The 15362-nt window shown below is 60.1% G+C and carries 13 protein-coding genes; 3 read left to right on the forward strand and 10 right to left on the reverse strand.

Going from position 1 to position 15362, the window contains the following annotated elements:
- Positions 1 to 215: 215 nt before the first annotated feature.
- On the forward strand, positions 216 to 569 hold the full coding sequence (locus ABIE28_RS13755) for a hypothetical protein (RefSeq protein ID WP_354063839.1): 354 nt from the start codon (positions 216 to 218) through the stop codon (positions 567 to 569).
- A 144-nt stretch (positions 570 to 713) separates the two neighbouring features.
- Entirely contained in the window at positions 714 to 1088 is a 375-nt protein-coding gene (locus ABIE28_RS13760) for a VOC family protein (RefSeq protein WP_354063841.1), read from the forward strand.
- 245 nt (positions 1089 to 1333) lie between these two features.
- Here ABIE28_RS13760 and ABIE28_RS13765 read toward each other — a convergent pair whose 3' ends face one another.
- The 6 genes from ABIE28_RS13765 to ABIE28_RS13790 form a co-directional block, all read right to left on the reverse strand.
- Positions 1334 to 2809, reverse strand: coding sequence for an amidohydrolase (locus tag ABIE28_RS13765; protein WP_354063843.1), 1476 nt, complete (start codon positions 2807 to 2809; stop codon positions 1334 to 1336).
- A 90-nt stretch (positions 2810 to 2899) separates the two neighbouring features.
- A complete protein-coding gene (locus ABIE28_RS13770; protein WP_354063845.1) occupies positions 2900 to 3919 on the reverse strand; it encodes an ABC transporter ATP-binding protein in 1020 nt (339 codons plus the stop codon).
- Complete coding sequence (locus ABIE28_RS13775; RefSeq protein WP_354063847.1) at positions 3916 to 4926, reverse strand: ABC transporter ATP-binding protein; 1011 nt, start codon at positions 4924 to 4926, stop codon at positions 3916 to 3918. Before ABIE28_RS13775 ends, ABIE28_RS13770 begins: the two co-directional genes overlap by 4 nt.
- Positions 4923 to 5837, reverse strand: a complete 915-nt coding sequence (locus ABIE28_RS13780) for an ABC transporter permease (protein WP_354063849.1) — start codon at positions 5835 to 5837, stop codon at positions 4923 to 4925. Before ABIE28_RS13780 ends, ABIE28_RS13775 begins: the two co-directional genes overlap by 4 nt.
- Positions 5837 to 6811 (reverse strand): ABC transporter permease, encoded by a 975-nt coding sequence (locus ABIE28_RS13785; RefSeq protein ID WP_354063851.1) that lies wholly within the window; start codon positions 6809 to 6811, stop codon positions 5837 to 5839. Before ABIE28_RS13785 ends, ABIE28_RS13780 begins: the two co-directional genes overlap by 1 nt.
- Before the next feature lie 56 nt (positions 6812 to 6867).
- A complete protein-coding gene (locus tag ABIE28_RS13790) occupies positions 6868 to 8448 on the reverse strand; it encodes an ABC transporter substrate-binding protein (protein ID WP_354063853.1) in 1581 nt (526 codons plus the stop codon).
- Positions 8449 to 8880: 432 nt separating this feature from the next.
- Between ABIE28_RS13790 and ABIE28_RS13795 the strand changes: the two genes are divergently transcribed.
- Positions 8881 to 9804 carry a LysR family transcriptional regulator gene (locus tag ABIE28_RS13795; RefSeq protein ID WP_354063855.1) on the forward strand — a complete coding sequence of 308 codons (924 nt, stop codon included), beginning with the start codon at positions 8881 to 8883 and terminating at the stop codon, positions 9802 to 9804.
- Between the two features lie 676 nt (positions 9805 to 10480).
- Here ABIE28_RS13795 and ABIE28_RS13800 read toward each other — a convergent pair.
- The 4 genes from ABIE28_RS13800 to ABIE28_RS13815 form a co-directional block, all read right to left on the reverse strand.
- Positions 10481 to 10945, reverse strand: a complete 465-nt coding sequence (locus tag ABIE28_RS13800; protein WP_354063857.1) for a nitrate reductase associated protein — start codon at positions 10943 to 10945, stop codon at positions 10481 to 10483.
- A gap of 41 nt (positions 10946 to 10986) precedes the next feature.
- The gene (locus tag ABIE28_RS13805; protein ID WP_354063859.1) at positions 10987 to 12147 is read right to left on the reverse strand and encodes an amidohydrolase; all 1161 of its coding nucleotides are present in this window, start codon (positions 12145 to 12147) and stop codon (positions 10987 to 10989) included.
- A 69-nt stretch (positions 12148 to 12216) separates the two neighbouring features.
- The gene (locus ABIE28_RS13810; RefSeq protein WP_354063861.1) at positions 12217 to 13809 is read right to left on the reverse strand and encodes an ABC transporter substrate-binding protein; all 1593 of its coding nucleotides are present in this window, start codon (positions 13807 to 13809) and stop codon (positions 12217 to 12219) included.
- Entirely contained in the window at positions 13802 to 15241 is a 1440-nt protein-coding gene (locus ABIE28_RS13815; RefSeq protein ID WP_354063863.1) for an amidase, read from the reverse strand. Before ABIE28_RS13815 ends, ABIE28_RS13810 begins: the two co-directional genes overlap by 8 nt.
- Positions 15242 to 15362 lie beyond the last annotated feature (121 nt).

The raw sequence follows: 15362 nt of genomic DNA on the forward strand, positions 1-15362 counted from the left end.
TTTCAGGTGCGAACCAAAGAAATACCCTCCGCCAACCCCAGCTGAAAGCCCCGTGAACTATGGTCTTTCCGTGTGAAACCACATCTGCCCATTTTCCCATTTTTCACGCACTTGGTTCGCATCCCACTCCGTCAGCGCGAACCAGCGCTGATGGTGCGGCTGAAGTCGTGAGAGGCGCCTATTTGCCGCCCGCAGGGGGCAATGCCGGCTCAGACATGCAAACGCCCGCCAGTACCCGTTTCACCCCACGCAGATCGAACCTTTGGGCGTTGCGGCTGGGGTATTGGTTCGGTCGCGGATACAGCGCGAAAGAGGTGGCGGAGCTGACCGGTGAGGGGACCTCCGAGGGCACTGCTAAAGGTCAGCTGCGCCGCGCGGGACTTTGCCCGTCGAAACCTCGTCAGGTTGTGGTGCCCATCGCGTTGCCTTCATGGCAACGCGATGCTGTCTCGTTGAAGGCGGCCGAGTTGGGGATATCGATGGAGGTGCTGCTGCAGCGCATCATCGAAAGCGGGTTGGTCTTGGATGATCTCTATTCGGCGATCTGCGATGATCGGTATGAACAATGAGCGCGCTCGCGACGCAATGCGACGATTTGGGATGAATTGACGGAGGTCCGCAAGGCGCCCCATTCCGGCCGTTGCGATACGTCTTTTTATTCCCCAGGAGCGGACATTCGTTCTACCAACATGAGTCAATCATTGGAGGCGAAAATGTTCACTCATGTCATGATCGGGAGCAATGACCTGGAACGGTCGCGACGCTTCTTTGACGCTACTTTTGCAGCTCTGGGAGGCAATGCTGGCGAGATGGACCTAAGGGGGAGGCTCATCTACGCTCATGAGGGCAGCCGGCTCATGATTACAAAGCCGATCGATGGCAAGCCGGCCACTTCTGCTAACGGTGGGACGATCGGAATTCTCGCTGCAAATTCCGAACAGGTGTCCGCGTGGCATGCGGCAGGCGTCCAGCATGGCGGCACGGCGATCGAGACCCCGCCTTCGCAGCGTCCGAACGGTTCATTCGTTGCCTATCTTCGAGATCCCGATGGAAACAAACTCTGCGTGAGAACGCTCCCCTCCAAGTGAGCATGGGAGTTGGCGCGTGTTTCTGTGGACGCAGTTTGCGCTCAGAAGCCAACATCAAATCGAGCTGGTTTCCAGGCGTCGGTTCAACCGCCAAAAAAATGATCGATGGCCCCTTCGCAAGCCGCCTACGCACCTACTCCCTGCAGGCGGCGCCTTTCGTTAATGCCGCGGACCGCCCAAAAGCCAACAAGCAGCCAAGAGGTTTGGGCGGAAATATTTGTCACCATGCGATTTCGCTTTTGAGATTAGTTGGCTTCGCGAGTTCGGCCTGATGTTGAATCGCTGGGCGGGCTGACTGCGTCCGGCAAGGGTGACTGATAGGGGCCGGGACCGCGTTTGGCGTTGAGTTCGGCTTTGGCGCGCTGGCGCAGTTCGGGATCTCGCACGACACGCGCTGCGGTGGCGGCCATCACTTTTGCCGCCGTCACCATGGCTTTGTGTGCAGCCGGGAGCTTGCCCTGTGTAACCGTTTGCCAAGTGTGAAATGGCGTGCCGATGGCAGCTGTCGCCGTTAGGCATTGGGCGGTGGGGACGATGCAACTGACGTCGCCCACATCGGTCGAACCAAAAAACAGGCGCGGCTGCTGCGGCAAGGGCAGTATTTCGTCGTGTAACGATTTGGGGAAACCGTGCGGTGCGCCGAAAGCATCGGCGCTTGCACGCCGATCGGCGTCCGAGAGCGATGCAGCGCTCAGCTTCTGGGCAAACTCGAAATCGGCTGCGTCGAATGCTGGTGCACCGATCGTCTCAAATTCGGCATGCATGGCTTCTTCGAGCGCGCGATTTGGAATGATGCCCGAGGTGGCGCGGTCAAAGATCATCTCAACGGACGTCTCCGTTATTAGGGCCGCACCCTCGGCAATTTTGCGTACGCGATTGAACAGCTCGTGCACATCGCTCAGACGGGGCGCACGCACCAGATAGAGCCCCTCCGCAAGCGCCTGGACGACGTTGGGTGATACGCCACCGGTTTCAGTGATGGCGTAATGCACACGCGCATCCGATGGCATGTGTTCGCGCATGTAATTGATGCCGACATTCATGATCTCAATCGCATCAAGCGCGCTGCGTCCGACCTGCGGACTGACCGCTGCATGCGCTGCGCGCCCGGTGAAGCGGAAATAGGCTTGAACATTGGCTAGCGTTGCTGCCGACATGACGGCGTTGTAGTCGCTCGGATGCCAGCAGAAGGCTGCATCGAGGTCGTCGAAGACGCCCTCGCGCGCCATATAGGTCTTGCCCGACCCGCCCTCTTCTGCCGGGCAGCCGTAGTAGCGAACGCGCGCTTCAATGCCTGCCTCAGCGAGGGCGTCACGCAGTGCGACAGCAGCCAGCAACGAAGCGGCGCCGAGCAAATTGTGGTGGCAACCGTGGCCGTTGGTCTGCCCCACAATTGGCCGTGCCTCGGTCAGCCCCGCTTCCTGCGACAGGCCGGCCAGTGCATCGAACTCGCCGAGAAACCCAATGGTAACGTCGCCTTGGCCAGATTCAGCGATGAAAGCGGTAGGCATACCCGCAACGTTGCGCGTGATGTCAAAACCTTCGGCCTCAAGTGCTGCGATATGCTCCTCGACCGAGTTGTGCTCTTCAAAGCGCAGCTCCGGCATGCCCCAGATGCGGTCACTCAGGGCAATGAAGTCGGCCGCCTTCCGGTCAGCGCAGCGCTCTACGTGGTCGGTACCCAAAAGGTCATTGCTGTTGGCAAACGTGGTGCGGTCCATATTCTTACTCAAAGTGTTTCGGCAAATTTCGACCGGCAGGCTTTTGGGTGCGAACGCACCATCCTGAGAATCCTGGCCGATGCGGCTGGCTTAGGCGGCGTCGTTGAGGTGGCAGGCAGACAATCGGTCCGGACCGATTGTCTGCAGGGGCGGCATTTCAGTGCGGCACCGATCCATGGCGTGCACGCAGCGCGGGTTGAACGGGCAGCCGCTTGGCGGGAAAAGTGGAGACGGCAGTTCGCCAACGATGGGCTGGTAGTCCCGCTCGCGCGCTTCGAGCACCGGCAATTGCTCAAGCAACAGCTGCGAATAGGGATGGTTTGGATCGGAGAACAAAGCTTCGGTTGGCGCGATCTCCACCACGCGGCCGAGATACATGATCACCACCCGGTCCGAGAGATGTTCCACCACGCCAAGATTGTGCGAGATGAACAGGTAAGTCAGGTCGAGCTCTTCGCGCAGATCCATGAACAGGTTGAGCACCTGCGCCTGGATCGAGACGTCGAGCGCCGCCACCGCTTCATCGCAGATGATAAGGGAGGGCTGGACTGCCAGTGCCCGTGCGATGCCGATGCGCTGCCGCTGACCACCAGAGAATTGGTGCGGATAGCGGTCCGCATAGGCGCCCGACAGGCCAACTTTTTCCATGAGCCCAATGACGTAGGCTCGCATGTCGGATCGCTTGACGATGCCATGCACGACCGCCGCTTCACCGATGATGTCGACGACGCGCATGCGCGGGTTGAGGGAAGCGAACGGATCCTGAAAGATCATCTGTACGCTCAGGTCGAAATCCTTGCGCTGCTGGCGCGTCATGGTTTTGGTGTCGACGCCGCGATAGGAGACATCGCCAGACGTAAGGCTGGTGATGCCGGCGAGCATGCGGGCCACGGTGGACTTGCCGCAACCGGACTCCCCGACGATGCCGACTACTTCGCCCTTTCGCACCTCCAGATCGACACCGGCCACCGCCTTGATTTCGATCTTTTTGGTCTTGGCGCCAAACAGGTTGGCAACATGGCCCGTGAGGCCAATGGGCGTGGTGAAGGTTTTTGTCAGCCCACGGAAAGCCAGGATCGGGGTTTCTAAGCCCGCGCTTTGAGTACTCATGCCTCAACTCCACGTAAGGGGTGCCAGCAGCGATAGGTTCGGCCATCGGCAAGCACAGTGTTGGCTGGTTCGATGGCGCAGGCCGAGGTCGCGCGATCGCAACGGTCCTTGAACGAGCAGCCCTGCGGAAGATTGAGCAGCGACGGCGTCATGCCGGGGATCTGGTGAAGGCGCCTGCCGCGCGTGGCATGCGATGGCACCGAGTCAATCAAACCGCGCGTATAGGGATGTTGCGGTGTTTCGATGATCTCTGCCGCCGTGCCCATCTCAACGATACGCCCCGCATACATCACCGCAATACGGTCGGCGAGACCTGCGACGACCGCCAGATCATGGGTGATCCAGATCAGCGCCGTGCCCGTCTGGCGGCAGAGTTTTTTGACTTCGTAGATGATCTGGCCCTGGATCGACACGTCCAGTGCCGTCGTCGGCTCGTCTGCAATGATGAGCCGGGGCCGGTTTATCAGGGCAATTGCGATGGCGATGCGTTGGCGCATGCCGCCCGACAGCTGATGTGGGTAATTCTTGAGGCGCTCGTCTGGAGACGGAATGCCGACCATCACGAGCACCTCGCGGGCCCGGGCAAGCGCGTCCGCATTGCTGACATTGGCGTGCGCCTGGATCGTCTCAATCATTTGCGTGTCGACGCGCAACACCGGATTGAGGGTCATCGACGGATCCTGAAAGATCATCGCGATGTCGTTGCCACGCAGTTTGCGTCGACTTTCCTCATCGAGGGCGACCAGATCGATGCCGTCGTAAGTGATCGAACCTTCGACCACCCGGCCGGGCGGATCGATTAAGCTGATGATGGAAAAGCCGGTGATGGATTTGCCTGATCCGGACTCGCCGACCAAGCCGACAATTTCGCCGCGTCCCAAGGCAAGATCGACGCCATCGACCGCTTTGACGATCCCGGCGCGGGTTGCGAACTGCGTTTTGAGCCCCTGGATTGACAGGAGCGTATCGGCACCGACAGGCGCAGAGCTATGGGGCGCCGGGCTCATTGCTCATTCCTTGGGTTGAGGATGTCGCGAAGATGATCGCCCACCAGGTTGATGGCGACGACGAGCAGAGCCAGCGCAATGCCTGGAAAGAACGAAATCCAGTATTGGCCGGACAGCATGAACTCGAAGCCGTTGGCGATCAACATGCCGAGCGACGGCTGGGTGACCGGGACGCCTATGCCGAGATAAGACAGCGTGGCTTCTGCGGCGATGGCATGCGCCAGATCGATGGTTGCGATAACGATTAGTGGGGGCATGCAGTTGGGCAGCATGTGACGGAAGATGATGCGCCAAGGGCTCAGCGCGAGACAGCGCGCGGCCTGGATATACTCGCGGTTGCGCTCGACAAGCGCTGTTCCGCGCGCAGCCCGCGCAAAGTAAGCCCATTGCACGACGACAAGCGCGATGATCACCTTGTCGACGCCCTGCCCGAGCACCGACAGCATGATCAGCGCCACGAGAATAGCCGGAAACGAAAGCTGCAAATCGACGATACGCATCAAGATCGCGTCGACCTTGCCGCCGAAAAATGCCGCGGAAAGACCAACCGTCGCGCCGATCAGCAATGCTGCGCCGACGGACACAAAAGCCACCAACAGGCTGGTCCGCATGCCATAAAGCACGGCGGATAGCACATCGCGCGCTTGGCCGTCGGTGCCGAGCCAATAGGTCATGCCGTTCGTTTCAGCGACGCTGCCGGGCGGAAGTTGGGAGTCAAAGATATCGAGCTTGCCGATATCAAACGGATTCTGCGGCGCGATCCACGGCGCAACGATCGCTGGCAGGATTAGAATAGCCAGCAATATCAGCCCGGCTACCGCCAGCTTGTTTTCTACGAACTGGCGGGCAAAGCGCTGGAAGGGGCGCTCGACGGCCACTACGGATTGCGTCGGTTCTTGCGTTATGGTCATCAGTCACGCACCTTTTCGCGAGCGGTCGGGTCGATCAGCATGCAGACGATGTCAATCAGCAGGTTGAGGGTGATCAGGAAGCCAACCATCAGCACGAGGTAGGCGACCACGACCGGCCGATCGAGCGTGATGATGGAGTCGATCAAAAGCTTGCCCATACCCGGCCAGGAAAAGACCGTCTCGGTGACGACCGCAAAGGCCACTGCCTGGCCGAATTCGAGACCGGCAACTGTGATGATCGGGATGAGGATATTCTTGAGCAGATGCACCCGCAGAATGCGCGGTGACCGCAGGCCCTTGGCACGGGCAAACTTGATATAGTCCATCGGCAGGACTTCGCGGGTGGCGGCGCGGGTCACCCGGATGATGAGAGCTGCCTTGGCCAGCCCAAGCGTCAAGGCGGGCAAAATCAGGTGACGCCAGCCGTCAGCTGTCAGAACGCTCAGCGAGATATTACCGAGCCGAACCACTTCGCCGCGCCCCGACGCTGGCAGCACGCCAAGATAGACGGAAAACAGCATGATCAGCATAAGGCCGATCCAGAAATTGGGCAGGCTGAAACCGAGGATGGACGTGGTCATGACGGCCTTGGACGAGATCGCCTTTGGCCTTAGGCCGGCCAGCATGCCCAGCGGAACACCAACAAGCACGGCAAAGCCCATAGCAACGACGACCAGTTCGAACGTGGCAGGCATACGCTCGAAAATCAGCTGCATGGCCGGCTGCCCGGTCAGAAAACTGCGGCCGAAATCACCGCGCAAGGCGTTGCCGGCAAAGGTGAGATACTGCACCCATATCGGCTGATCGAGGCCGAGAGACTGGCGCACGGCATCGCGTTCGAGATCGGTAGCCTCGGGGCTCACCAGCATCGAGGTGGGATCTCCCACCAGATAAAGGCCCACGAACACCAGGATCGACATGATCAGGATCGCGCCGGCGGCCTGCATCAAGCGGTTGAGGATGAAAACGGGCATGCGGGTTCCTTCAAGACGGGCCGGCCCCAGGCCGAATGGCAGGGGCCGGCTGCAGATTACTCGACGGAAACCACGCCTTGCGGCAGCGTGTACTGGTCGGCACGACCATCAATGGTGATGCCATTGCGCATCGCCCATACCGGCACTTCAAAATGCAGGGGAAGGATGCCGTAGTCGTTCATCACCATGCCATCAGCCTGCTCGAGCAGCGCCTTGCGTTGGTCATCATCCATGGTGGCATTGGCCAGCGTAATCAGCGCATCGACCTCTGGATTGGAATAGCGACCACCATTCGCCGTGCCCGTGCCCTGTTCGCGGTTGAATGTCGACGCCTGTGCATTGAGCGTGGTGAGGTTTTCGCCGGTGCTGTTGCCCCATGATCCGAGATAGGCGCTGTACTGCAGTTCGTCACGGTTCTTGAAAAAGACCGGCGGCGCAGCCGCGTTGACTTCGGTCGTTACACCAATCCGGCTCCACATGGCGGCCACCGTCTGGGCGATGCGGGCATCGTTGACATAGCGGCCATTTGGCGTGCCAAGGGTGATCGTGAAGCCGTCGGGATAGCCGGCTTCAGCAAGCAGGGCCCGGGCCTTCTCAACATCGACCTTTGGGGCCGTGGCATGATCCGGGCTGGAGCCAAAGAAAGTGGAGGGGATCATGTCGCCTGCGGCCACCGCGACGCCACCCATGACTCGGCTGACAATGCCCTCGCGATCGATGGCCAGCGACAGCGCTTCGCGCACTCGTTTGTCGGTCAATGGATTGGCACCTTCGGCACCGCCAATGCCCGGGCTCTGGCGATCCTGCTGATCGAGCGCGATGTAGATGACGCGCCCCGCCGGTGCTTGTTCGACGGTGAAGGCCGGGTTGTTCTTGAAGTCGTCCAGGTTTGCCGTTGGTGGATCTTCCATCAGATCAATGTCACCGGCAAGAAGCGCTGCGGCGCGCGCAGCGGGATTGGTCATCGGGCGGAAGATAACTTGATCCCATTCAGGTGCATTACCCCAATAATTGGGATTACGAGCGACGACTAGGTCCGCGCCCTTTTGCCAGGACACGAAGGTGAACGGGCCCGTGCCGATCAGGCCCTCGCCGCGATTGAGTTCGGTTGTCGTCTTGCCTTCGGGAGCAGGACCTGACGCCGCCGCCTTGGACATGATGGGGATCGAGGTGATGTCCGTCAGCAGCAAGGGGTGCGGCCTGAGCGTGGTGATGCGCACCGTCTGATCATCAACCGCCTCGACCTTTTCGATCTGGCGCGTGAACAGGGTGAAGGAAGTCGGGCTGTTGGGTACCTTGGCGACACGCTCGAAGGTAAAGACCACGTCTTCGGCAGTCAGCGGCGATCCATCCGAGAACGTGACCCCATCGCGCAGATGGAACAGCCATTCGGTGGGGCTGACATTTTCCCAACTATCGGCAAGCGCGGGCTGTGGCACCACTTCGGCATCCATCATCACCAGCGGCTCAAACATCGTGAAAGCCACCTGCATGTTGGTGGCAAGGACGTGAAATTGGGGATCGAGTGAGCTTGGCTCGGACTTTACGCCAATGGTCAGATCAGCCGCAGATAGCGGCATGGTTCCCAGAATTACGGCAGCAACGGTAGTCATTAGCTTGGCTTGTAAAAAGCGCATCTGTTTCTCCTTCTTGCCCTCGCCGCTATCGTGACGAGGCGTTCCCTGACGGCTGGTCGACACAATCCAAGACGTGCGGCTACCCGTTGCTTGCGAATGGATCGGGCGAAGCCATCCAATCGGCGCACGTAGCCCCAAACCCACTCTTGCACGTGATCGCAAACCCCTCGTCTGCGTCCCGCATGAGTATCTCGGGTCCCACCAGATCCATGCAGGATCGGGTTGAGGACCGCCCCATACTTCGTTCAGAAACCGGTCCAGGCAACGAACTTACGAGGCAGCCATCATGAGTTTTGGTTATATTGACACGGACAAAATGCTGCCGAAATCGCCAGAGTGCATCAAAATACTGCACTTTGGCGCTAGACGACGGCGATCTTACGCGCCAAGATCATTTCCGCCGGTCATGTTGCGGCCGTCAAGGAGACATGAGTGGACTTGCGACAGCTGCGAAATCTGGTTTTCGTCGCCCGGCATGCCAGCTTCGGCATTGCGGCCGACAAGCTCAATGTCACCCAGCCAGCGCTGAGCAAGAGTATCAGGGCACTTGAGCAATCGGTGGGCGTCCGATTGTTGGACCGAGGGCCTTGGGGCGTCAAGCCGACCGAGTATGGTCTTCGCCTGATCGAATATGGCGAGCTTGTTCTGACATTGACCGACGAGGCGCGCAGCGAGATGGATGCGATGCGCGGGGCCCGGCGCGGCGTACTCCGTGTCGGCGCGATCGCGACCGCCATGCGCGAAATCGTGCCTCGGGCGACGCGACAGTTTTTGTCCCGGCAGCCCGATGTCGCCGTCACCCTGAACGAAGAGCTGAGTTCGGCTCTGCTGGCCATGCTGGTCAACGGCTCGATCGACATGGCCATCATCACCCGACCGCGTGACTTTCCAAGCGATGAAGTCGAGTTTCGCGAGATCCTCGAACTGCCGATGGATATCGTCGCGGACCGCAAACATCCACTCGCCCAACAGCAAAGAGTGAGCCTATCCGACCTGACACAGTATCAGTGGATCATTCCCGCACGCCCCGATCCCGACCGGCTTGCATTGGATACCCTGTTCTCATCGGCCAGGCTGTTGCCACCGCAGGCGGCATGCGAAACGACATCCTCGACGCTTCAGATTGCAATGCTGACCAATTCCTTGTGGCTCAGTTATCTGACGCGGAGCAGCGCCTATACCCAAAATCCCGATGCCGCGCTGATGCCACTCAAGATCGAAGGCCAAACCTGGACCCGCCGCCTCGGCATCGCCACCCGCAAACGCAGCGTCGTTCGCCCGGTGGTGAGTGCGTATCTGAACGAGGTCGAGGGCATCTGCAGCGAAATTGGGATGCGCAGTGTAGTCAGCAGATGAACTCTGCGCCAGCGGACCGACTTTAGGCAGCCATAACTGGGCTTAGTCTTTTGTAGTAATGTCCTCAAAGCTAGTAACTTTCGAATTTTTCTTCTAGGACAACTAGCCTGACCTCGTCTCGAATGGATTCCCGCCGCTTCAGAACGTCTGGTTTCGGTACCTCGTCCCCCAAAAGCGGACTGACCGCTTCCGGCCCCATTCTGGACATTGGCAGTCATGCTGGTGAATGGCGGAAGTGGGGCCGAAAGCGGAATGGTATGTTTTGGGCGGCGGGTCTAAAGAGCAGACTCTCGCCAATTGAATGCCCCGCAGACCACCTTGGGCCGACGTTGATCTGCGCTGGATTGGCGACTGCCACAGCTATTTTTCAGCCGAACGTTCCAGTAATTCAGTTACGTCAGTCGCGGGCGTGCAGGTTCAATGCATTGTGGGCGGCCATCATTGCCGTCTTCGCGTTTCCGGAGCGCGCCGAAACTTAATCATGCCTGAGATCTCGAAGGCCGTTTTAGACGTCGAGTAGTAGCATATCACAATCATCTGGACCGCCGTACAAGCCCAGTGGCCAAGTTCCGTGGGCCTCTATTCGGATCGAACCTACAACGCCCACAATCAATCTGCCCACAATAGACGTTACCTTGCGCCGATAAGGTCTTGTCTTCAAGATCAAGCGGTTCTCTCAATCAGCCAGAAAAAGGCCGAATTCCCGCATAGCCGGCACGAAGTTCTTGTTCTCGTGTCCTGGGCGGGTGAGCTTGATGAGTGCAAAGCGCTGTTGGTCGGTGAGGGCGCGCCACTGCGATAGCGACGGAGCTGATACGTCTTCTCCCTTCGCTTGAAGTACTACGACCTCAGGCACCGTATTGGTGTTGGACCAGTTTGCGCTATCGGCCGGATCGATCCGGTCGATGGTTCCGCCGGTCGCTGTCACCCATTCTTCGATCATCGCGCCGATTGTGTGCCGATCGGCAGCACCACCGCATGGCACCTCCAGCAATCTGCCGCGCTGATCGCGGTCCAGACGCGACCATTGTCGCAGCGAGAGCTTGATGCCGACCAGATCCAGCTTGAGCCGAACTGCCATTGGGATGCAGCGGAGGCTGCCGGCGAAATCCTTTTCGAAGTCAAAAATCCTATCTGGCATGGCTTTTCCCGGGGTTTGGTGAGCTCGATTGGCGCCTGCGCTCAGGCCAGCCTGCACTCGACGATCGCTGCCATCATCGCCGCGCCGGGAACGATGGCGTCGTCGTTGAAATCATAGGCGCCATTGTGCACAGGGGCGCTATTCTCCCCATTGCCGATGAAAAAATGTGCGCCAGGCCGCTGTTCTAGCATGAAGGCAAAATCCTCGGATCCCATGCCGACAGGCTTGTCAGGGTTGACGTTTTCCCTGCCGAACAGGCTGATGGCGACATCGGTGACCACGTCCACCTCATGCAAATCATTAATCAGAGGCGCAAATATCAGGCGAAAACCGCAGCTTGCCGAGCATCCCGATGCTTCGGCCATGGCCTTTGCGGTCTGTTCAATCTCGCTCTGCAATCGTTCCAGCACAGCGCGCGAATGCGCGCGGACCGTGCCGGACATGGTCATCGCCGCGGGAATGATGTTGTAACCGCCATCAGCCTGAAACCTAGTCACGCTCAGGATCGCCGGTTCCAATGCGGAAATCCGCTGAGCGACAAGCGTATTAAGGGCCGCCGCGATCTGGCATCCGGCTAGGATCGGGTTGGTTCCCAGATGCGGACTGGCCGCATGAGCGCCTTTGCCGGTCACGCTGATATCGAAGAATACGCCGCCGGCGCTGGACCGTCCCCGGCAAATGGCGACTTTGCCGACAGCCAGCATCGGCAGATTGTGCAGTGCATAGATCGTGTCGCAGGGAAAGCGCTCGAACAAGCCGTCTTCCAGCATTGCGACGGCACCGCCCAGCCCTTCTTCGGCAGGCTGAAAGATCAGGTTCACTATACCGTCGAACCGTCGCGTCTCGGCCAGATAGCGCGCCACGCCCAACAGGATCGCCGTGTGCCCGTCATGCCCACAGGCATGAGACACGCCCGCGACCGTGCTACGGTAAGGCAGCGCGTTGTGATCTTCCTGTATGGGCAGGGCATCCATATCGGCGCGCAAGCCCACGCTGCGGGTTCCATTGCCGGAGCGGAGCACGCCCACCACGCCGGTGCCGCCGACCCCGCGATGGGTTTCGATGCCGAGGCTTTCAAGCTCAGAAGCGACCACATCGGCGGTCTCGAACTCCTGCAACCCAAGTTCCGGATTGGCATGGATCCGATGGCGGATCTGCATCAGATCGGCTTTGAAACCGGCAATATGGTTGGCAATCGTCATCTTGAGCATCCATATCCCGCGGGTTCGCAGGCAGCGCCAATCAAAGCGGCGCTACCCACGGGTTCGAACTTACTCGTCCAGCCAGGCGTTGCCCCAGCGGCCGTTGCCCATCCATCCCCACAGGCCATGCAGCTTCTGGGAGGAGCCATCGAAGCCGCTGAGTTCATGCAGCATCACCAGCGGCAGGTCTCGCACCAAGATGGGCGTGATCGACTGGTAGATGCGGGCGCGCTCTTCCTCCGATGTCGCCTTGGCGCCATCGGTGAACAGCTGATCGACTTCGGGGTTGGAATAGCCGGGGGCATTGCCGGATACGCGGCCGATAGCATCGGTGATAAAGGCTCGGGCAATACCAATGGCCGGGTCGCCGTAGGAACTGAAGTCATTGAGATAGATGTCGAAATCGCGCTCGACGAAGACACGTGGCATCACCACAGCCAGATCGAGAGGCTCGAGCGTGACATCGACACCCACTTCACGCCAGTTTGCCTTCAAGGCCAACGCGGCCAGGTGCCGCTCGGGAATCGCACCGCTATAGATCATCTTCACCCCGAAGCGCGTGCCGTCTGGGCCGGCTTGATACCCCGCCTCGTCCAGCATCTGCGCTGCTCTCTCTAGGTCGAAGGGATGCGTTTGATCGTAGTTCACGTCCGGATTTGCTGCCCAGGCGATTTCGATCGGCCATGGCGCGCGGCCCGGTTCGCCATAGCCGGAAAAGGCGTTGTCGTGAATGAACTGACGATCCGAAGCGCGGAGAAGGGCATCGCGCACGCGAACATCGCTCATCGGCTCGCGTTCGAGGTTGAACGACATATAGGTCATGTTCGGGGCAAAGCCCGATTTCGTAACCTTCAGGTCCGGATTGCTTTCGACCAACTTGGCGTCATTGAGCGGGAAATAGACCATTGGAATGAAGTCGATCTCGCCCGATATCAGTGCCTGAATGCGCGATGCGGCATTGGGCAGGTTGCGAATGATCAAGCCGTCGAGATACGGTTTGCCCTCGTCCCAATAGGTCTCGTTACGCACCAGCGTGATGTGGCTGCCGCGTTCCCAGCCCTCGAAGCGGAACGGCCCGGTGCCAACCGGCTGCTGGTTGGTTGCCGGATTGGTTTTGACATCAGTGCCCTTGAACAGATGGGCGGGCAGGATGGGGGCTGAATAAGTGCAGTTCAGCGTCTTGAGCAGCGGAGCGTAGGGTTCCCTGAGGCGGATGACCGCGGTGTGCTCGTCCGGAGTCTCGACCGCCAGCAGGTTGGAGCCGACTTGCGTCGAGAAGATCGGGCTGAATTTCGAGACGACTTCTTCAAGAGTGTAGCGCACATCTTCCGACGTGAACGGCTCGCCATCCTGCCAGTTCGCCTGGCGCAGGTGGAAGGTATAGGTCAGCCCATCTTCGGACACGTCCCAAGACTCGGCAAGTAGCGGCTGGATGGTCTCCACGCCATTGTCGTTGGCGGTCGTGACCAGGCCCTCATAGACCATGCAGCCGGTCAGCGCGTCGGGCGTCGCGCTGGTTAGTGCCGAATTGAAGCCTTGCGGTTCAGCGCCCAGACCGATGATCGCCGTGCCGCCTGGGCGCGGTGCAGACTGTGCCAAGGCCGGTGCGGTGAGAAGAAGTGCTGCGAGAACCGCAGCCGATGTCGCAGTGAATTCACGCATGCTGTGCGTCCTTTTGTGCCGACAGATAGGCGGTCGGCCGGGTGGTGAACGGGCGGATGTTTTCGAATCTTGCTGAGGCCTGCAGGACGGTGAGCTCGTCCAGCCGGCGCCCGACGATCTGCAGCCCCACCGGTAGGCCTGCCTTGTTCAGCCCGGCGGGTATAGAAGCCGCGGGGCTGCCCGAGAGGTTGAAGGGGTAGGAGAATTCCGCCCATTGCAGCCAGTCCCAGCTGTGCCGCGGCCAGTCGTTCGGCATCAGGTCTGGAAGCGGGAAGGCAGGGATGGAGACGGCGGGCGTCAACAGCAGGTCATAGTCCTCGAACCAGCGATGAATCTCGGTGACGTATTCGTACTTGCGCGCCTTGCCCGCCATATATTGGCTCATGGTGATGCCGATGCCGTCTTTTATGCAGGCGACAAGTCCCGGGTCCATCTGGCTTTCCCATTTTGCCAGGTTCGGCTCCGCCCGAGTCATGTGCGCGGCCCAAAGCAAGCGCTCGATATCGGGGCCTTTCGGACCCCATTCGGGCGTCACCATCTCAAGCTCGCAGCCAAGGTCTTTGGCAAGGTCCTGCGCCGCCGCTAGGCTGATCTCGGCGACCTCGGGGTCGACGCGCGCATGGCCCAGGTCTGCGCTATAGGCGATGCGGCGGATGACGGGGCGCTCGCCGAGGCGCTCGTAGTAGCTGTATGGCGGTTTTGGCAGCGTAGTGAAATCGGCGGGATGATCGCCGGCCATGACGTCGAGCATAAGGGCCGCATCGGCCACGCTGCGGGTCATTGGGCCGACGGTGGCCGTCAGATCGCTCAGGGCAACCGGCGAAATCGGCACGCGGCCATAGGTCGGCTTCAGGCCGTATATGCCGCAGAAATGCGCGGGCATGCGGATTGAACCGGCGCCATCGCCGCCCTGGTGCAAGGGGCCGTAACCGGCAGCGGCCGCGGCTCCGGCTCCGGCCGAGGATGCCCCCGCGTTCATGCCGAGTTGCCAAGGATTGTGGGTTTTCCCGGTCTGCGGGCACCAGGAAACCCCCGACCAGCCGTATTCGGACGTCGTGGTCTTGCCTAGCACCACGGTGCCTGCATCGACCAGCCGCTGTGCGACGGGCGCATCGCGCGCCACTTTGGCTCCAGCTGTCGTATTGGACCCACTGCGCGGCGGCATATCCCTCATGGCAACAGTGTCCTTGATCGTGACGGGCACACCGAGAAGCGGCTTGCTGGCGTCTCCGGTCCCCCAAAGCGCTTCTGCGTTCCGCGCATCTTCCAGCGCCCGTTCCGGAGCAAACTGGGCGAATGCATTCAATGCCGGATTGGTCTTTTCGATATGGTCGAGGATAGCCTTCGTTACCTCGACGGGCGAAATCTTGCGATCACGATAGGCCGTCAGCAGGTCGACGGCTGAGGTGTAAAGCAGGTCCTGGTTTTTCATTGGTCGCTCGGCCTTCTTCTCGCCGCGCGGAAACATCCGGAGCGGGCCGGATAGGCGGCTGCAATAACCACTACTTCAAGGGTGAAGGATCGCCGATGGACATGCCGATCAGCGTGCTGGG

The sequence above is a fragment of the Devosia sp. 2618 genome (assembly GCF_040546815.1).
Lineage (GTDB): Bacteria > Pseudomonadota > Alphaproteobacteria > Rhizobiales > Devosiaceae > Devosia.